Genomic DNA, 18425 nt, shown 5'->3' with positions numbered 1-18425 from the left:
ATGTACAGCCTGCTGCAACAGCTCGCCTCGGGCATCGCCATGGGCGGCATCTACGCCTGCCTGGGGCTGGCGCTGGTGATGATCTACCAGTCCACCCATCACATCAATTTCGCACAGGGCGAGATGGCGATGTTCTCCACCTTCATCGCCTTCCTGCTGCTCAAGTGGGGTCTGCCTTACTGGGCCGCCGCGCTCGCCACGCTGGCCTTCGGCTTCGTGGCCGGCTTCGCCATCGAACGCCTTGTGCTGCGGCCGCTGGGCGACGTGCCGGAGCTGTCGGTGATCGTGGTTTTCATCGGCTTGTTCGTCGGCATCAACTCGCTGGCCGGCTGGATCTTCGGTCACCAGCTGGAACCCTTCCCCAGCCCGTTCCCGGACAAGGTCCCGGGCGGCACGACGCTGATCTCCGGCCACGAGCTGGGGACCGTCGTCGTGGTTCTCCTGGTCATGGGGATCCTCTACGCTTTCCTTCGCTTCACCAAGGTGGGCCTTGCGATGCGCGCCTCGGCAGAAAATCCGGTGTCCTCGCGCCTGGCCGGCATCCCGGTATCGCTGATGCTCTCGCTCGGCTGGGGACTGTCGGCCCTCATCGGCGCAGTCGCGGGGCTGATGGTGGCGCCGGTGGTCTTCCTCGAGCCCAACATGATGGGGGGCGTGCTGATCTACGCCTTCGCTGCGGCGCTGCTGGGCGGCATCGACAACCCCTGGGGCGCGGTGGCCGGCGGCCTGATCGTCGGCGTGATCGAGAACCTGGCGGGCACCTACGTGGTCGGCACCGAGCTCAAGCTCTCGCTGGCCCTGGTGCTGATCGTCGGCGTGCTGCTGATCCGGCCGTCCGGCATCTTCGGCCGCAAGCTCGTCGCGCGGGTGTGAGCATGTCGACACTGCCCGTTTCCTCCAGCCAGCCCTCCCGCTCGGCCGCACCGCCCGCCACTGCCGCGCGATGGTCGTGGCGCCCGGTCGCTCTCGGCGCCCTGGTGCTCGCCGCCCTGGCCGTGCCTTTCGTGCTGTCCGACTACCGCATCTTCCTCGCGACCATGACGTTGATCACGGCGATCGCGGTGCTGGGGCTGAACATGCTGGTGGGCTACAACGGCCAGCTGTCGCTCGGCCACGGCGCGCTGTACGCGCTGGGCGCCTATGTGACGGCGGTGCTGATGGAGCACGGCGGCTTCGCCTGGTGGGCCACGCTGCCGGTGTCGGCCGTCGTCTGCTTCGCCTTCGGCTTCCTGTTCGGCTGGCCGGCGTTGCGGCTCAAGGGCCACTACCTGGCGCTCGCCACCTTCGCGCTCGCGCTGGCCACGCCGCAGTTGCTCAAACACAAGGCCCTGGAGCCCTGGACCGGCGGCGTGCAGGGCATCACCCTGCTGAAGCCGGAAGCACCCTTCGGGCTTGAGCTGTCGGCCGACCAGTGGCTCTACCTGGTGGTGCTGGCGATTGCCGCCTTCCTGTTCGTATGCGCCTGGAACATGCTGCGCGGCCGGCTGGGCCGGGCCACCATCGCGATCCGCGAGCAGCCGATCGCCGCCTCCGCCATGGGCATCAACGTGCCCTACGTCAAGGCCATGACCTTCGGCATCAGTGCGCTCTACACCGGCGTGGCCGGCTCGCTGGGCGCGATCGCGACGGCCTTCGTCGCGCCGGACAGCTTCGGCATGTTCGTCTCGGTTTTCTTCCTGGTTGGCGCCGTCGTCGGCGGCCTCGGCACGATCTCGGGCGCGCTGGTGGGTGCCGCCTTCATCCAGTTCATCCCCAACGTCGCCGACCAGATCTCGAAATCCGCGCCCTCGGCCATCTTTGCCGGCTTCCTGATCCTGTGCATGTTCCTGATGCCGCAGGGCTTCGTCGGCCTGGTGCGCGACGGCCTGCGCCGCCTGCGCACCCGCGGCCAACGTCCCCGGCGAGGGGACTGACGGCGGCGCGCGCCTCAACGAAAGTCACGACCATGCCCCGCGTCATCTACATCCATCCCAACGGCGAACGCGACGAAGTCGAGGTCGCCAACGGTCAGAGCCTGATGCTGGCCGCCACGGCCAACGACTTGAACGGCATCGTCGGCGATTGCGGCGGCGTGATGAGCTGCGCCACCTGCCACGTGATCGTGGACGACGCATTCACCGCGCTGTTGCCGCCGCCGGTCGATACCGAGCACCAGATGCTGGATTACACCGCCGCGCCGCGCGAAGCGGGCAGCCGGCTGTCCTGCCAGATCGTCATGACCGACGCGCTCGACGGCATCGCCGTGCGCATCGCCGATCCACAACTGTAAGAACCGAACCTAACCGGAGATCACTCCCATGCAAGCCACTGCTTCCCATTCCGGCGCCAAGCCCAAGGTCGCACTGACCCCCAACCCCGGCCTCACGCCGATGATGCTGAACCACGCGGCCTGGGTGACGCCGGACGCCGCAGCCACCACGGATTTCTACACCCGCATCATGGGGATGGAGCTGGCCAGCACGGTGCTGGACGACAGCGTGCCGTCCACCGGCGACGCCATCCCCTACTTCCACATCTTCTTCCGCATGGGCGACGGCTCCACGCTGGCCTTCTTCGAGGCCCCCGGCGTGCCGCCGCCCTCCAAGTCCAGCCATCCTGCCTACGACATCTTCAACCACATCGCGTTGGAGGCGAAGGATCGCGCCGAGGTGCTGAGGTGGTACGAGTGGCTCAAGTCGCAAGGCGTCGACGTGATCGGGCCGACCGACCACAAGGGCCTGATCTTGTCGATCTACTTCCATGACCCCGCCGGCATCCGGCTGGAGATCACCACCCCGCTGGACAAGGAGTGGAACCGCCACACCGAGAAGGGCTACGCCGACCTGAAACTGTGGGAAGACTGCAAGGAAAAGGCCAAGGCCGAAGGGCGCGACGTGCCGGAGGCGCTGCTCGAGCTCATCAAGGATGTGCGCAAGCGCTACGCAAAAAAAGAGCCGGCATGAGACGCCGAGCCGCTCCCAAGGCGAATAGCACCGCAGTGCGCAGCACGGAGGTTATCAAGTGACCCCGATCGAACTGCGCCCGCTGTTCACCATCAAGGCCGATGTCGATGCGCCGCCTCAGCTGGTGGGTGCCGTGCCGCACGGCTACACGCGCCGCGTGATGTGCGTCAGCGGCGGCCACTTCGAAGGCGAGCGCCTGCGCGGCCGGGTGCTGCCGGGCGGCGCCGACGTGGTACTGGAGCGGCCCGACGGCGGCCTGCACCTGGACGTGCGCCTGGTGCTCGAAACCAGTGCCGGCGAACTGATCTACATGACCTACAGCGGCCGCCGCAATGGGCCGACGCCGGAGATCATGAACAAGATCGTCAACCGCGAGCCCATCCCGCGCGGCGCCGATTACTTCCGCGTTGCGGTGCAGTTCGAAACGGCCGCTCCCGGCCTCAAATGGCTGAACGACAAGATCGCCATCGGCACCGGCACCCGCGAGCCCAACGGGCCCGTGTACGACGTCTGGGAAGTGGCATGAAGCGCTTTGCCGGCCGTCCGGCCATCGTCACCGCCGCCGCCTCGGGCATCGGTCGCGCCATCGCGCTGCGGCTGCACGAGGAGGGCGCCCATGTGCTGGCGATCGACATCAACGACGAGGGCCTGGCCGCGCTGCCGCGTTCGGAAACGCTGCGCACCTTCGTCGCCGACGTGACCGCCGACGGCGCGCCGCAAGCGATCGTCGACGAGTGCTTGCGCCACTTCGACGGCATTCGCGTGCTGGTCAACAACGCCGGGCTGGGCAACTGCCCGCCGTTCCACGAAACCACGGACGCCGACTACCAGAAGTACGCCGACATCAACCAGAAGGCGACCTTCATGATCACCCGCGCCGCCTTGCCGGCGCTGATCCAATCCAGGGGCGTGGTGTTGAACATCGCGTCCACGCTCGGGCTGGTGGGGTATCGGCGGCAGGCCGTGTATTCGATGGCCAAGGCCGGCGTGATCGGCCTGACCCGCAACCTGGCCGCCGACTACGCCGACAAGGGCATCCGTGTCAACGCCATCGCGCCGGGCATCATCGCGACGCCGCAGACCGCAGGCCGACTGAACACGGCACGCTTTCAGGCCACGATCGTCGGCACCACGCCGATGGGCCGGCCCGGCATGCCCGAAGAGATTGCCGGCGCTGCCGCGTTCCTGTGCAGCGACGACGCCGGCTTCGTCACCGGCCAGGTGCTGGCGGTGGACGGCGGCCAGACCTCCAGCGCCTACATCAGCGAGGCGCTGGTGCAGTGCTGGGTGGACGCCCATCCGGACCGCTGAACTCCAGGAGACATTTCATGCGCATCGCACTCGTCACCGGCGCCGCGGGCGGGCTGGGGCTGTCCAGCGCCCGCAAGCTGGCCGAAGACGGCCTGACCATTGCTGTGGCCGACCTGCACGCGGAGGCTGCCGAACGGGCCGCCGCGACGCTGCCTGGCAGCGGACACATCGGCCTGGCCTGCAATGTGGCCGACGAAGGCAGCGTCCGCGCAGCCTTCGACACGGTAGAGCAGAAGCTGGGCCGCATCGGCGTGCTGGCGTGCTTTGCCGGCATCCTCAGCGCCCATCCGGTGCCGGGCCGGCTGCCCACCGTGGACATCACGCTGGAGGAGTGGGAGGGAGTGATGCGCGTCAACGCCGGCGGCACCTTCCTGTGCGTGCGCGAGATGCTGCGCCGCTGTGCCGGGCGCACCATCGAACACGGCCGCATCGTCACCGTGGCCTCGCTGGCCGGACAGATGGGCGGCATGCAGAGCGGCTCGGCCTACAGCGCGTCCAAGGGCGCGGTACTGGCCTTGTCGAAGGTCGCGGCGCGCGAAGCGGCATCGATGGCCATCACGGTCAACACGGTGGCGCCCGGCCCGATCGACACCCCGATGCTGCAGCAGACGGTGCCCACCGGCAGCGGCGACGGGAAGTACCTGGGCACGGCGGCAGTGCCGCTGGGGCGCATCGGGTTGCCGGAGGAGATCGCTGCCGCGGTGTCGTACCTGGTGTCGCCCGGCGCCGGCTTCGTCACCGGCGCCACCCTCGACGTCAACGGCGGCATGTTGATGCGCTGAACAAACAGGAGAACCACGAATGAATACGACCGCAGGCTGTCCGTTCCAGGCCGCCGCCACCAGGGATTTCAGGCCGTACTACAGCCCGGAGCTGCACGCTGCCTTCGAAGTGCAGCGGCGCACGGAGCCGGTCTTCTGGTGCGAGGAAATCGGCTACTGGGTGCTGACCAGGCACAGCGACGTCTACGCGGTGCTGCACGACGGCGTGCGCTTCTCGTCGGAGAACACCACGCGGCCGGTCACACCCATGAGCCCGGAGGCGATGGCGATCCTGAAGGAAGAGGGCTATGCCTCGACGGCCAGCCACTCGACCCTGTACGGCGATGTGCACAAGCGCACCCGTGCCGTCACCAGCCAGAAGCTCAACCTGCGCGAGTTCGTCAAGCTGGAGTCGCACATTCGCCGCCTGGTGGCCGAAGCGATCGAGCGCATCGAAGGCAAGGACGAGGTCGACCTGCTGCGCGAGGTCAACTATGAATTGCCGGCACAGGTCGTGTTCAAGCTGATGGGCATTCCCGACTCGGATATCCCGAACGTGAAGAAATGGGCCGGCGCCCGCAGCGTGATCGACTTCAGCCCGGCGACGCACGAGCAACAGTTGGAAGGTGCGCGCAACATGGCCGCCTTCTGGCAATACTGTGCGGCCCTCGTCGAGGACCGCCTGAAGCAGCCGCGCGACGACTTCACCAGCACCATGCTGGCACTGCGCAATGGCGACGACGCGGTCATCAGCATCCCCGAGATCATCACCCACACCTTTGGCGTGGCCTTCGCCGGCCACGAGACCACCACCAACCAGTTGACCAACACCTTCCGCTCGCTGCTGGAAAACCGCAGCCAATGGGAGGCGCTGTGCGGCGACCCGACGCTGGCGGCCAACACGGTGGAGGAGGGCATGCGCTATGCCGGCGCGGTGATCGGCTGGCGCCGCATCGCGCTGCAGGACGTGGCGATTCGCGGCGTCACGATCCCGAAGGGCGCGCCGATCATGCTGTCGTTGGCCTCGGCCAATCGCGATGAGGAGGTGTTCCCCGATCCGCACCGCTTCGACATCCGGCGCGCAAACGCGCGCAAGCAGCTCACCTTCGGCAACGGCGTGCACTTCTGCCTGGGCGCGCCGCTGGCGCGGCTGGAGATGAAGATCGTGTTCGAGGAGTTTTCCAGGCGCTTCCCGAATATGAGGCTGGTGCAGCCGGACACGGCGCAGCACATGCACACCTTCGTGTTCCGCGCGGCGGATGCGCTGCGGGTGACGCTGCAATGAGTGCTCGCGTTTTCGAGGACAAGGTGGCAGTGGTCACCGGCGGCGCCAGCGGCGTTGGCCTGGCCTTGACGCGACAGCTGCTGGATGCGGGTGCCAAGGTGGCGGTGGTGGACCGCGATGTCCTGTCGCTGGACCGGGCGCTGGACGGGCTGGACGCCAGTCGAGTGCTGGCGCTGCAGGCCGACGTGGCGCTGGAAGCCGACGTGCAGCGCTATGCCGATGCCACGGTGGAGAAATGGGGCCGCATCGACCTGTTCCACAACAACGCCGCCATCGTCGGCCCGCAGTCCTCGCTGCTGGACTTCCGCATGGCCGACTTCGACCGGATCTTCGCGGTCAACGTGCGCGGCGTGCTGCTGGGGATGCAAGCGGTGGGCAAGGTGATGCGGGCGCAGGGTGGCGGCACCATCGTCAACACCTCGTCGGTGTCTGGCCAGCGCAGCAGCCGGGCCGAGGCCGGGCTGGGTGTCTACGGCGCGTCGAAAGCGGCGGTGATCCGCATGACGCAGCAGGCGGCGCTGGAATTCGCACCGCACGATATCCGCATCAACGTGATCTGCCCGGGGCCGATCGACACGCCTCTGCTGCGCAGCACCTTCCGGGTGGATGGGCGAACCGAGGAGCAGGCGGAAGCGGCGCTGAAACAGCACTTCCTGAACCAGCCGCTGCGGCGGGCCGCAACGGCGCAGGAGGTGGCGAACCTCGTGTTCTGGCTGTTGGGGCCGCAGGCGAGTTTCATCACGGGTGGGGTCTACAACGTCGACGGCGGCATGACCGCTTGACGTTGGACGGCCTCATTGGACGGCGACGAAATTGCCGTCCTTGACCTGCAGCAGGACACCGCCGTAGCTCGGGTTGCGTCCCGCATCCACGCTCCACATTCCATTGCCCAGCACCATCGGCACCTTGTTCAGCTTCGCCAGCTCGTCACGGATCTTCGTCCTGTCCGGGTCCGGGCCGGCGTTCTTCACCGCCTGCACCGCCACCTGGCCGAGTGCGTAACCCATGCCCGCCCAGTTGTCGGGCACGGCCTTGTACTTGGCCTGGTAAGCCTTGACGAAAGCCTGGTTCATCGGCGCCGGATTGTTGGGCGAGTAGTCGGAGACGACGTAGGTCCCTTCCACCGCCTTGCCGCCGGCCTTGATGAAGCCGAGCGAGCCCAGCGTGGAGGGGCCGATGAACTTGACCTTGGAGTCCAGGCCGGCCTGGCGGATCTGCAGGATCAGGTTGGCCGTCACTTCGGCCGGGGCGGCGATGAAGATGGCGTCGGTTGGCGTGGTGGCCATCTTGGTGGCCAGCGCCAAGAAGTTGGATTCGGAGGAAACGAACTTCTCGTCGGCGACGATCTTCGCGCCCGCCTTGGTCAGGTAGTCGGCCAGGGCGGTCTTCTGCCCGACGTAGCCGTCGTTGCTCTGGTCGTGCAGCAGGATGATGCGACTGACGCCCAGCTTCTCCACCGCCAGCTTGCCCAGGAAACCCATGATGTCCACCGGCGTGGCCTGGATCTTGAAAGCCCATGGCCCGGTGGCCAGGATTCCGGGCGAACTGCCGATGGCCAGGATCGGAACCTTCAGATCGTTGGCGACGGGCGCGCCGGCCAGCGCTTCGCCGCTGATGGTGGGGCCCAGGATCAACATGACGTTGTCGCGCTTCACGAACTGGTTGACCAGGTTGATGGTCTGGCCCTTGTCGCCGGCCGTGTCGCCTTCGAACACCTTGAACTTGTTGCCACCGGGCAAGCCCTGCGCGTTGGCCTCTTCCAGCGCCTGCTTCATTCCGTTCTGGATCGGCACGCCGCCGAAGGCGTAGGTGCCGGTCTGGGCGTTGAACACGCCGACGGGAATGTCCTTGCCCTGCCCGAAGGCAAGGCCGCCGCTGGCGAGAAGAAGCGCGCCGGCCACGGCGGCTCTGCGTTGCATGTGCATGGTTGTCTCCATTTGTGCTCGAAAACTCTTCGGCAGTGTGGATGCCCGCGCCGGGCGCGTCTGTCCCCGTGTCAGGGGACGGCGCGACCCTAGGCGCCGACGAGCGTCAGGGGAAGCACGTCCAGCGTGCGCAGTGTATTCACGGGTCGCCAGCGCGCCGGGCCCGCGGGCTCGATGCGCTGAACACGACGCAGCACCGCGCCGAGCATGCATTCGGCCTCGAGCCGCGCGATCATCTGCCCGATGCAGACGTGCGCACCCACGCCGAAGGCGCGGTGCACGCCGGTCGTCTGGCGCGTCACGTCGAAGCGGTCCGGGTCTTTCCATTGGCGCGGGTCGCGATTGGCGGCACCCATGTGGTAGCCGACCTTCGTGTCGGCGCGCAGCCGCACGCCGCTCAGGTCCACCTCTGCGGTGGTGGTGCGGAACATCACCTGCGCCGGCGATTCCATCCGCAGCGCCTCTTCGAATGCCCCTTTGATGAGCGCCGGGTTCGCCTGCACCTTGGCCAGCTGGTCCGGGTGCTCCGACAACAGCTTCAGCGTCGAGCCGATGCCGGCGATCGTGGTGTCGACTCCGGCGCGGAAGAAGGTACGGACGTGGAAGGGCGCCGTGCCCTTATCGAAATCGCCAGCGTCCTCGGCCTGGTAGATCTTCTCGCCGAAGCCGCCCGGCAACATGTATTCGCGCTGCAGGACTTGCTGGTACCAGTCCATGATCGGCCCGGCGCGTTCCAGCGTGCGGGCCACGCGCTCGTTGTTCGGCCCGATCTGGTTGAAGTTGAGCTCTCCCGTCAGCTTGATGCGTTCGGGCGGCACGTTGACGCCCAGCACCGAGGGGAAGACGTCGAGCACGAAGGCTTCGGCGATGTCGGCCACCCCGTCGATGGTGCCCTTGGCGACCACGTGGTCGGCCACTTCCTCGGCACGATGGGCGAACTTCTCCTTCCAGGTCTTGATGACCAGCGGAGACAGAATCTTCTGCAGCGCGGCCCGCACTCGCGTGTGCTCCGGCGGATCGAGTTCGGCAATCGGGCTGCGGGTGCGCCAGGCGCCCGGCTTGCGGATGTCACTCATACCCACGCCGCCCTCGGTCGTGAAGCGGGCGTAGTCGCTGGCGACGATCCCGGCCTCCTGGTGCCGACCCACTGCGTAGTAGCCGTGCGGCGCGATGAAGACCGCGGGCGCGAGCTCGCGCATGCGCTCGAAGAAGGGGTACGGGTCCGCGATGTTCTCGTCGGAGAACGGATCCTCGTCGAGGACCGGCGCGTCGGGTGCAAGGACGGTGGTCATTGAGGTACCTTCGTGCTTCGCACTGCGGTGCGAGCTTGCTTGGGGCGGCCCGGCGCTGCGCTCATGGCTTCAATCCCCGCTAGGCAGCACGCGAACCGTCATGTCGCTGATGCGCCAGCCCACGTCGGTGCGGTGGAAGCGCACGTCGTACTTGCCGAACATGGCGATCTTGCCGGGACCGTCGCGCCAGTCCGTGATCAGCGCCCGGGCATGGCCCATGGCGTCGTCGGCATTGGCGCCCGGCACCACGTAGAAGTCGGTCATCTGGTGGTGCATGCGCTGTTTGAATTTCTTTTTCATCACTTCTTCCATCAGCGCCAGCAGCTTGTCGCGGCCGCGGATGGTTTCAGGCGGCAGTCCGCTGCCGCCCTGCGCGGCGGGCGGCGAATTGGCGCGCGTCCAGCTCGCGTCCTCTGTGAACAGCTGGGCGAAGTTTGGATCGCCGGCGTCGGCCAGATGACCGTAGCGGGCGAAGACCGAACGGATCTCGAGCTCGTCTTCGACGGGCAGGTGGGGGAAGCGCATCTTGGGTTCTCCAGGGAATGACGGGTTACCAGGCCACCATCATCCGACGCAGGGCGCGGAAGGAGGTGTTGGGGGTGTAGGGGTAGTCCTGGCCGGGCACCAGCGTGAGGCCGGGCTGGTGGCGCGCGACGCTCGCCACCAGAAGAACACCGCCTCGCTCTCGCGCAGCTGCGCGAGCAGCGGGTAGGGATCGAGCACGTACGCCGGCTCGAACGGATCGAACCGCGTGCTCGCTTCGGTGACGGGTCCCGCGGTTGGCGCCGAGGCATCGGTGGACAGCAGTCGCATGCCCGGCAGTGTCATGACGCGTTGCGGTGCCGTCTGTCCCCGTGACAGGGGACTCGCATCCCGGCGCACGAAACCCCATGCAAGTCCGTACCTCCGCAAGGGGACATACATCCGGCACCTGCATTCCTATTCTTCCGGCATGCTGATGCAACAACTTCTCAACGGCGTGGTCGTAGGCAGTGTCTACGCCCTGTTCGCGCTCGGGTTCACGCTGCTCTTCGGTGTGAATCACATCATGAACATGGCTCACGGCTCGGTGTTCATGTGGGGCGCCTTCGCCGGGTTGTACGCCGTCACCATGCTGGACGCGCCGATCTATGTGGCGCTGCTCATCGGCATGCTGGCGGGCGGGCTGGTGTCGGTGGCGCTGGACGTGTTCGCCTTCCGGCCGCTGCGCCGCCGCAATGCGCCGGAGTTCTCGGCCATCGTCTCCTCGATAGGGGCCGACCTCGTGCTGCTGGCGATCGCGCAGAAGGTTTCCAACACCGCGGTCATGCGCTTCCCGTTCGATGCCTTCCCTGTGGTGGTCTACACCGTGTTCGGGCTGCGCATCCAGCTGCTGCAACTGGTGATCATCGGCCTGGTGGTGGCGATGGTTTTCGGCCTGGTCTGGTACTTGTACCGCACCACCTTCGGCCAGCGCATCCGCTCTGTCGCGTACTCGGAGCAGACCTCGCGCCTGCTGGGCATCAACCCGGGGCCGGTCAACATGCAGGTGTTCCTGATCTCGGGCGCGCTGGCCGGTATGGCGGGCGTGCTGATCGGCCTGGTCTTCAACTCGGTGCACTTCGCGATGGGCGAGCCGCTGCTGCTGCGCGCCTTCGTGATCATCATCCTGGGCGGACTCGGCAGCATCCCGGGCGCGCTGATCGCGGGGCTGGCCATCGGCATCGTGCAGACCCTTGCGGTGGCCTACGTCTCCTCCGGCGTCGCCGAGGCCGTCGTGTTCGTCGCCCTGTTCATCGTCATCCTGGTCAAGCCCACCGGCCTGTTCGGCCGGTCGACCGCCGCGATGCGGATCCAACGCGCATGATGAATTTCTTCTACACCTACCAGTCGCTGTTCGACCACATCCTGGTCTACGCGCTGCTGGCGATGAGCCAGTACGTGGTGCTGCGCGCCGGCGTGTTCTCGCTGGGCACCGCGGGCTTCGCCGCGCTGGGCGCCTACGGCTGTGCGCTGCTGATCACCAAGGCCGGCTGGCCCCCGTTCGCGGCCATCGTTGCCGGCACCGTGCTGGGCACCCTGGCCAGCGCCTTGCTGGCGTTCCCGTTGTCGCGGCTTCGCGGCGTGTTCCAGGCAGTGGCCACGCTGGCGCTGGTGCAGATCGTGCTCTCGGGCACGCAGAACTGGGTCAGCCTCACCAACGGCGCGCTGGGTGTCAACGGCATTCCCAAGGTGGCCGGCACCGGCGTGCTGCTGTCGGTGGTCGTGGTCGTGGTGCTGCTGCTGGTCGCCATGGGCCGCTACAGCGTGGGTCGAGCCATGGACGTGATCCGCGAGGACGAGACCGTGGCGGTGTCGCTGGGCATCTCGGTGCCTTACTACCACCGCATCGCGTTCATCCTGTCCGGGCTGCTGGCCGGCATGGGCGGCGCGCTGCAGGCCACCAGCAGCTATGCCATCACGCCCGGAGAGTTCGGCTTCGGGATGCTCGTGGCGACGCTGGCGATGGTCGTGCTGGGCGGCCGCACCTCGGTGTGGGGTGCACTGGTGGGTGCCGCCATCCTGACCACGCTGCCCGAACTGTTCCGCGTGTTCGCCGACTATCGCAACGTGGTGCAGGGCATCCTGCTGATGCTGGTGATCGTGTACCTGCCGCGCGGCGTGGCCGACACCGTGATCGCGATGCTGCGCGACCGCCGGCTGCGCCGCAGGGCCGTTCGCCTGCCGGCCGATACCGTGGTGGTCGGCGGCGCCGCCAGCGCGGGCGCGCCGCCCGTCAACTCGTCGATCGACGCAGGAGTGCACGCATGAGCGCCGCGCCGGGCCGCCCCAAGCAAGCTCGCACCGCAGTGCGCAGCACGAAGGTACTCCAATGACCGCTACGCTGGTCCTCCAGGATGTGGCTCGTCATTTCGGCGGCGTGCCGGCCGTCGACAAGGTGAGCCTGCAGGTTCCCGCCGGACAGATCACCGGCCTGATCGGACCCAACGGCGCCGGCAAGACCACGGTGGTCAACCTGATCACCGGACTGCTGCACCTCAGCTCGGGCAAGGTGCTGCTGGACGGCAGGGACGTCTCCCGCGAAGAAGCGCCCGACCTGGCTCGCGCCGGCGTGGCCCGCACCTTCCAGAACATCCGCCTGGTGCCCGACGCCAGCGTGCTCGAAAACGTGGTGGCCGGCTTCCACCGGCACGAGAAGGCAGGCCTCTGGGCCAACCTGCTGGGCCTGCCTTCCGCGCGCGCCGAGGCGAAGCGGATGAACGAGCGGGCGATGGCGCTGCTGGAGCGCTTCGGCATGACGGCGCTGGCCGAGCACCGCGCCGGCGGCCTGTCCTACGGCCACCAGCGCCGCATCGAAATGATGCGCGCGCTGGCGACCGAACCGAGATTGCTGCTGCTCGACGAGCCGGTGGCCGGCATGAACGACGCCGAGGCCGAAAGCCTGGCCGGCATCTTCCGCAGCGTGGCCGACAGTGGCGTCGCCGTGCTGCTGATCGAGCACAACATGCGCTTCGTCATGTCCTTGTGCGCGCACCTCTACGTGCTGGCCTCGGGCCGGTTGATCGCCGAAGGCCTGCCGGAGGCGGTGGGCCGCGACCCCAAGGTCGTCGAAGCCTACCTGGGAGCCTGAGGCATGCTGGAAATCAGAAACCTCGACGTGCACTACCGTGGCATCCAGGCGCTGCGCGGCGTGGACCTGACGGTGAAGAAGGGCGAGATCTTCGCCCTGATCGGTCCCAACGGCGCCGGCAAGTCGAGCCTGGTCAATGCGCTGTCGGGCATCGTGCCCTCCGGCGGCGAGATCCTGTTCGAGGGCGAGCCGCTCGGCCGCCGCGCCGCCCACCTGCGCTCGCGCGCCGGGATCATCCAGGTACCCGAGGGGCGGCGCGTGATCGCACCGCTTTCGGTGGCCGAGAACCTCGAGCTGGGCCGGCAGGCGGCGGGCGTGCGCGGCGGCGACGCGGCCGACCTCGATCGCGTGCACGCGCTGTTCCCGGTGCTGAAGGATCGGCGCAAACAGTTGTCGGGGTCGCTGTCCGGTGGCCAGCAGCAGATGCTGGCGATCGGCCGCGCGCTGATGGGTCGTCCCAAGGTGCTGATGCTGGACGAGCCCAGCCTTGGCCTCGCGCCCGTGATCATCAAGGACGTGTTCCGCGCACTGGTGCAACTCAATCGCGAGGGCATGACCATCCTGCTGGTGGAGCAGAACGCCCGCCTCGCACTGCAGACGGCCCATCGCGCCGCGGTGCTGGAGCAGGGCTGCATCGTGCACCAGGGCGTGGCCTCGGACCTGGCGAACGACCCGGTGATCGCCGATCACTATTTCGGCCGCGCGGGCCTGGTCGCGTGATGAACAGAAGATTCTTGATGAGGAGACAAGTGAAATGAACGAGACACGCAGACATTGGCTGCTGGCGACCATGACCGCGGTCGCCGCCGGAGCAACCGGCACCGCGTGGGCGCAGGGTGCGGAGTTGACCGTGGGCGTGTTCAACGCGACCACCGGTGTCTACGCCTTTGGCGGCGTGCCGATCCAGAACGCCATGCGCCTGGCGATCGAACAGGCCAACAAGCAGGGCCTGCCCGGTGGCGCCAGGATCAAGATGGTCGAGGGCGACACCGCCGGCGACAAGGCGCAGACCATCAACCTGATCAACCAGTTCGCGCGCCGTGACAACGCGATCCTGCTGCTCGGGCCGACCACGAGCGTCGAGGCCGTGTCAGGCGCGCCGGTGTCGAACGCCTTGCAGATCCCGATGATCAGCACCTCCTCGTCGGCCGAGATCCTCGATGCCGGCCCCTGGTCGTTCAAGGTCGGCGCGCAGGCCACGCAGACCACCGGGCGCCTGGGCCGCTATGCGGTGGAGAAGCTCGGCGTGAAGCGGGCGCTGGTGGTCTTCGACCAGGGCAACGAGGGCTACATCGCGCAGAAGAACGCCATGCGCGATGCGCTCAAATCCAGCGGCGCGCAGATCCTGGCCGAGGAGGGCATCCAGGCCTCGGACTCCAACTTCCTGCCGCTGGCCACCAAGATCGCGGCGCAGGACGTCGATGCCGTCTTCATCGCCGCGCCGGCGGAACTGTCGGCCAACTTCTTCACCCAGTTGCTGCAGGCGGGCGTGAATCCCAAGACGCGCTTCATGGGGCCGGCCTCCTTGGCCTCGCAAGGCTTCATCAAGGCCGGTGGCAAGGCGGTCGAGAACGCCTACGTGGTGGCCGACTACGCCGCCACCAGCGCCAACCCGGTGAACGCCGCCTTCACCGAAGCCTACAAGGCCCGCTATGGCACGGCGCCGGACAACTGGGCGGCCATGGGCTACAGCACCGCGCTGATCGGCATCCAGGCGCTCCGCAACGCCGGCCCGAACCCGGACCGTGCGAAGGTCCGCGCCGAGTTGGCCAAGTCGAGCAAAGTGCCGGTCGTGATCGGAGACGGCCTGTGGACACTCGACGCGGGACGTCAGCCGAGCTACGGCGCCGCGATCCTGCAGGTGAAGAACGGCGCCTTCGTGTCGGCACCGTAGTCGTCGCCTCGCGCAGGCCGGGTGGCGCCTACTCGGCCTTGATGTTCCGCTCCCGCACCACGCCGCGCCACTTCACCGTCTCGGCCTGGATGTATCCGGTGAACTGCTCGGGTGTCCCGCCGACCGGATCGATCCCGGCTTCGTTGAGCTTGCGCTTCACTTCCGCCGGCGCGATCGACTTCAGATAAGCAGCGTTCAGCGCGCGGATTACCGGTTCAGGGGTGCCTGCGCGAACGGTGAAGCCCTGCCAGCCTTCCACTTCGAAACCCTTGACGCCCTGCTCGGCCAGCGTCGGCACGTTGGGGTAGGCCGCGATGCGCTTCGAACCCGCGGCGGCGATCGGGCGCAGCTTGCCGGACTCGATGTGCGGCCGGGCCGAGGCGCGGTCCAGGAACATCATGCCCACCTGGCCGCCCAGCAGGTCCTGCACGGCCGGGCCGCCGCCCTTGTACGTGATGGCCACCAGCTTCATGCCGGTCTCGCGGGCGAGCAACTCGGTCGCGAGGTGATGGGTGGTGCCGACGCTGGGCGACGCATAGCTCAGCCCCGCCGGCGTGCGCGCCGCCAGCGCCATCAGTTCCTGCACGTTGCTGACCGGCAGGACGGTGGGGTTGACCACCAGCACGAAGTCGAACTTGGCGGTCATGGTCACCGGCACCAGGTCCTTCAGCGGGTCGTACGAGAGCTTCTCGAACATGCTGGGATTGACGGCGTAGGTCGTCATGTCGCCCAGCAGGAAGGTGTGGCCGTCGGCCGGCAACTGCTTGGCCACCGCGGTGGCGCCGATGATGCCGGAAGCGCCGGGGCGGTTCTCGACGATGACCGGCTGGCCCAGCGCCTCGCCCATGCCGGGCGCGACCAGGCGCGCGAAGAAGTCGGTGCCGCCGCCGGCCGGGTAGGGGACGATCAGCCGGATCGGCTGGCTGGGCCAGGTCGACTGGGCGAAGGCCGCGGGCGCCAGGGCGGCGGCGGCCAGGGAGAGGAGGGTGCGTCGATGCATGGTGAATGTCTCCTTGTTTTCTGCAGGCCGGGCCTCGCTGCGGGATTACAGGTCAGGCCGTGATGTCTCGTTGAAGAATTCGGGTCAGCGCTGCTGCCAGCGTGGCCTGCGCCTTCTCGCTGCGCCCCGCCGAGCGCCAGCCCACGTGTTGATCGGGCCGCACAAGGACCGCCCCGTCGGCGGACACGCCGCGCAGGTGGCGCCAGCTGAGGTCTGCATCGCGCACCGCGGACTCGTCCGAGATCTCGACTACCTCGATCGGGACGCCGCTGGTGCGCGCCACAGCCGCTGCCGCTTCGGCCCAGCCCGAACCCTTGCGGCCGGTGAGCAGCACGAAGCGGCCTGGCTTGACCAGGTCGAGCGTGGAAAGCCTCTGGCCATCGCGCTCGAGCCATGCATGCGGCAGGCGATGCCCCGGCCGTGTGGTCGGCACATACGTTTGTCCCAGCGGGTCGCGCTCCGGCGTCGGCGTGCCGTCCGGCATCACCGCGCCGATGTCGTAGTGGTAGCCGAGCTCGATGTCGTGCGCCTGCCATTCCATGCGCTGCACATCCATGATCTGCGCCAGCCGCGCGCGGCGCGTCCGTCCTTCCTGGTCGTCGGCGAAGTAGCGGCGGAAGTTGGCCTGGCTCAGTTCGGCGTTTCCGCGCACCAGCCCGATTCCGGCATCGGTCAGCTGGTGGTTCTGGAAAGTCATCAGCGCCCACTGGATGTTGGCCGCCGCCACCGGGCGGCGCTCGGCCTCGTAGCTATCGAGCAGGCTGTCATGTGCCTGGCCTTTCAGTACCGCGGCGATCTTCCATGCCAGGTTGTGTGCGTCCTGGATCGCGGAGTTCAGGCCCAGGCCGGTGGTGGGCGGATGGCGGTGTGCGGCATCGCCGGCCAGCAGCACGCGGCCCCAGCGGTAGCGGTCGATCAGCACGCCTTCGACCGTCCAGTGGCCGATCCCGATGATGTCCGGGTTCAGGTCCGGGATCTTCAGCAGTTCGCGCATCCGCGGCAGGAGCGACGCCTCCTCGAAGCGCGAGGGATCGTCGGGGCGGAAGCTGAAGTGGAACATCCACTCCTCGGAGTGCCGGCCGAACTTGGTCGGGCCCAGTTGTCCCAGCACGCCGCTTGCCCACGACCCGCCTTCGGGGTTCACGAACCAGGTCGTCATCGAGTAGTCGTCGTCCCAGTACTGCGACAGGTCGGCGCGGAAGTACACGGTGACCATGTGCGCCAGGTCGGTGGCGCCGGTCATGACGGCGCCCACTGCCGGCCCCACGGTCTTGCCGCCGTCAGCGCCGACCAGGTACTTGGCGCGCACGCGGATGTCCTTTTCGGTGGCGCGATCACGCACGATCGCCGTCACGCCGTCGTCATCCTGCTCGAAGGACTGCAGTTGGTGGTTGTAGAGCACCTGCGCCTTGTCTTCTGCCGAAGCGATCTCGCGCAGCAGCGGCTCCATGCGCACCTGCGGGAACAGCGTCGACTCGCACGGGCTGTCCCTGGCGTAGTGCTGCGCCAGCGAACCACCGCCGAAGGATTCGATGCGGTAGAAGGTGCGCCGGTCGAGCTCGCCGTCGCCGGCGAGCGTGGTGCACCAGCGGATGTGCGAGATGTGCTTGAGCGGCATCGAGCGCTCGTAGACGCGGTCGGCCACGTCGAACTGGCGCAGCAGCTCCATCGTGCGCTGGCTGACGTAGCGTGCCTTGGGCAAGCGGCCGGGCGCGGGATGGCGCTCGATCAGCAGGCTGCGGATGCCCTGGCGCGACAGGAACAGCGAGGAGGCGAGGCCGCAGCCGCCGCCGCCGACGATCAGGACGGGGACTTCGATGTCTTGCATGGTCATTTCTGAAGGGGATGGTTGGCCGTGATGCGCGCGAACAGTGCGCGGTGGCTCTGCGCCATCGATACGCCGAGCTCGCTGCGCTGCCGGGTGAGTGCCTCGGCGAGCTCGCGCCAGTCGGCGGGCGACAGGAAGTCCACCGCCACCGGCAGCACGTAGCTCTCTTCGACGTCCATGTGGCCGAGGTAGACGTTGACGTGGGTTCGCACCAGCAGCTCGAACGACTCGCGGTGGACCTCGCCCATCACCTCCCAGGCGGCCAGGGCGTGCTCCAGCTCGCGCACGGCGGATTCACCGCGCTCGTGTTCGGCTTCCAGCCGGTCCAACACCGGGCGCAGCGCCGGGCAGCGCTCGCGGATGCGCGGGAACAGCAGCTTGCTCTCGCTGGCGTGGTGCACGCGCGCGGGCATCTCGTCCAGGTAGAACAGCATCGCGCGCAGCTCGTCGAAGTCCGGCGCGCTGCCGGACCTGCCGGCGCGCTCGACCGCGTCGCGCAGCGCCCGCAGCACCGCGGCGAGGGCCTGGTGGTCCTCGACGATCAGCTGGATGGCAGGCGGCTGCATGAGTGTCATCG

Annotated in this window: 20 protein-coding genes; 14 read left to right on the top strand and 6 right to left on the bottom strand. The window is 67.8% G+C overall.

Translation table 11 applies throughout. The annotated features are described in order from the left end of the window. Genes ACSQ86_RS16375 through ACSQ86_RS16335 form a run of 9 tightly spaced genes read left to right on the top strand, consistent with a single transcriptional unit; the run spans position 1 to position 7081 of the window. Positions 1-873: a branched-chain amino acid ABC transporter permease gene (locus tag ACSQ86_RS16375; protein WP_214683240.1), complete on the top strand. Its 873-nt coding sequence runs from the start codon at positions 1-3 to the stop codon at positions 871-873. Positions 874-875: 2 nt separating this feature from the next. Then, positions 876-1913, top strand: coding sequence for a branched-chain amino acid ABC transporter permease (locus ACSQ86_RS16370; RefSeq protein WP_436309162.1), 1038 nt, complete (start codon positions 876-878; stop codon positions 1911-1913). A 32-nt stretch (positions 1914-1945) separates the two neighbouring features. Then, the gene (locus ACSQ86_RS16365) at positions 1946-2269 is read left to right on the top strand and encodes a 2Fe-2S iron-sulfur cluster-binding protein (RefSeq protein ID WP_436309161.1); all 324 of its coding nucleotides are present in this window, start codon (positions 1946-1948) and stop codon (positions 2267-2269) included. Positions 2270-2297: 28 nt separating this feature from the next. Then, positions 2298-2942 carry a VOC family protein gene (locus ACSQ86_RS16360; protein WP_436309160.1) on the top strand — a complete coding sequence of 215 codons (645 nt, stop codon included), beginning with the start codon at positions 2298-2300 and terminating at the stop codon, positions 2940-2942. 58 nt (positions 2943-3000) lie between these two features. Next, positions 3001-3468, top strand: coding sequence for a DUF3237 domain-containing protein (locus ACSQ86_RS16355; protein ID WP_436309159.1), 468 nt, complete (start codon positions 3001-3003; stop codon positions 3466-3468). After that, positions 3465-4253: an SDR family NAD(P)-dependent oxidoreductase gene (locus tag ACSQ86_RS16350; protein ID WP_436309158.1), complete on the top strand. Its 789-nt coding sequence runs from the start codon at positions 3465-3467 to the stop codon at positions 4251-4253. Before ACSQ86_RS16355 ends, ACSQ86_RS16350 begins: the two co-directional genes overlap by 4 nt. Positions 4254-4270: 17 nt before the next feature. Next, a complete protein-coding gene (locus tag ACSQ86_RS16345; RefSeq protein WP_436309157.1) occupies positions 4271-5035 on the top strand; it encodes an SDR family NAD(P)-dependent oxidoreductase in 765 nt (254 codons plus the stop codon). A 19-nt stretch (positions 5036-5054) separates the two neighbouring features. Further along, on the top strand, positions 5055-6299 hold the full coding sequence (locus tag ACSQ86_RS16340) for a cytochrome P450 (RefSeq protein WP_436309156.1): 1245 nt from the start codon (positions 5055-5057) through the stop codon (positions 6297-6299). Beyond that, complete coding sequence (locus ACSQ86_RS16335; RefSeq protein ID WP_436309155.1) at positions 6296-7081, top strand: SDR family NAD(P)-dependent oxidoreductase; 786 nt, start codon at positions 6296-6298, stop codon at positions 7079-7081. Before ACSQ86_RS16340 ends, ACSQ86_RS16335 begins: the two co-directional genes overlap by 4 nt. A gap of 12 nt (positions 7082-7093) precedes the next feature. Here the strand turns inward: ACSQ86_RS16335 and ACSQ86_RS16330 are convergent, their stop codons facing one another. The 3 genes from ACSQ86_RS16330 to ACSQ86_RS16320 form a co-directional block, all read right to left on the bottom strand. After that, positions 7094-8218, bottom strand: a complete 1125-nt coding sequence (locus ACSQ86_RS16330) for an ABC transporter substrate-binding protein (protein ID WP_436309154.1) — start codon at positions 8216-8218, stop codon at positions 7094-7096. Between the two features lie 95 nt (positions 8219-8313). Continuing rightward, entirely contained in the window at positions 8314-9516 is a 1203-nt protein-coding gene (locus ACSQ86_RS16325; RefSeq protein ID WP_436309153.1) for a cytochrome P450, read from the bottom strand. 69 nt (positions 9517-9585) lie between these two features. Continuing rightward, on the bottom strand, positions 9586-10041 hold the full coding sequence (locus ACSQ86_RS16320; RefSeq protein WP_436309152.1) for a nuclear transport factor 2 family protein: 456 nt from the start codon (positions 10039-10041) through the stop codon (positions 9586-9588). A 433-nt stretch (positions 10042-10474) separates the two neighbouring features. On the opposite strand from ACSQ86_RS16320, the gene ACSQ86_RS16315 reads away from it, so the two are divergent. The 5 genes from ACSQ86_RS16315 (at position 10475) to ACSQ86_RS16295 (ending at position 15020) form a co-directional block, all read left to right on the top strand. Next, positions 10475-11362 (top strand): branched-chain amino acid ABC transporter permease, encoded by an 888-nt coding sequence (locus tag ACSQ86_RS16315; protein WP_436309151.1) that lies wholly within the window; start codon positions 10475-10477, stop codon positions 11360-11362. Continuing rightward, positions 11359-12306 (top strand): branched-chain amino acid ABC transporter permease, encoded by a 948-nt coding sequence (locus ACSQ86_RS16310; protein WP_436309150.1) that lies wholly within the window; start codon positions 11359-11361, stop codon positions 12304-12306. The genes ACSQ86_RS16315 and ACSQ86_RS16310 overlap by 4 nt, the downstream gene beginning before the upstream one ends. A gap of 61 nt (positions 12307-12367) precedes the next feature. Beyond that, the gene (locus ACSQ86_RS16305) at positions 12368-13126 is read left to right on the top strand and encodes an ABC transporter ATP-binding protein (protein ID WP_436309149.1); all 759 of its coding nucleotides are present in this window, start codon (positions 12368-12370) and stop codon (positions 13124-13126) included. Positions 13127-13129: 3 nt separating this feature from the next. After that, positions 13130-13846, top strand: a complete 717-nt coding sequence (locus ACSQ86_RS16300; protein ID WP_436309148.1) for an ABC transporter ATP-binding protein — start codon at positions 13130-13132, stop codon at positions 13844-13846. A gap of 34 nt (positions 13847-13880) precedes the next feature. Beyond that, positions 13881-15020, top strand: a complete 1140-nt coding sequence (locus ACSQ86_RS16295; RefSeq protein ID WP_436309147.1) for an ABC transporter substrate-binding protein — start codon at positions 13881-13883, stop codon at positions 15018-15020. 28 nt (positions 15021-15048) lie between these two features. On the opposite strand, the gene ACSQ86_RS16290 is transcribed toward ACSQ86_RS16295, so the two are convergent. From ACSQ86_RS16290 to ACSQ86_RS16280, 3 genes are read right to left on the bottom strand one after another with little or no spacing between them, the layout of a single operon-like run. Further along, the gene (locus ACSQ86_RS16290) at positions 15049-16020 is read right to left on the bottom strand and encodes a Bug family tripartite tricarboxylate transporter substrate binding protein (protein ID WP_436309146.1); all 972 of its coding nucleotides are present in this window, start codon (positions 16018-16020) and stop codon (positions 15049-15051) included. A gap of 52 nt (positions 16021-16072) precedes the next feature. After that, entirely contained in the window at positions 16073-17848 is a 1776-nt protein-coding gene (locus ACSQ86_RS16285; RefSeq protein ID WP_436309145.1) for an FAD-dependent monooxygenase, read from the bottom strand. Between the two features lie 2 nt (positions 17849-17850). After that, a complete protein-coding gene (locus ACSQ86_RS16280; RefSeq protein ID WP_436309144.1) occupies positions 17851-18423 on the bottom strand; it encodes a hemerythrin domain-containing protein in 573 nt (190 codons plus the stop codon). Positions 18424-18425 lie beyond the last annotated feature (2 nt).

The sequence above is a fragment of the Variovorax sp. LjRoot130 genome (assembly GCF_964253755.1).
In the GTDB taxonomy this organism is placed as follows: Bacteria; Pseudomonadota; Gammaproteobacteria; order Burkholderiales; family Burkholderiaceae_C; genus Variovorax.
This window is presented reverse-complemented; position numbering and strand designations above follow the sequence as displayed.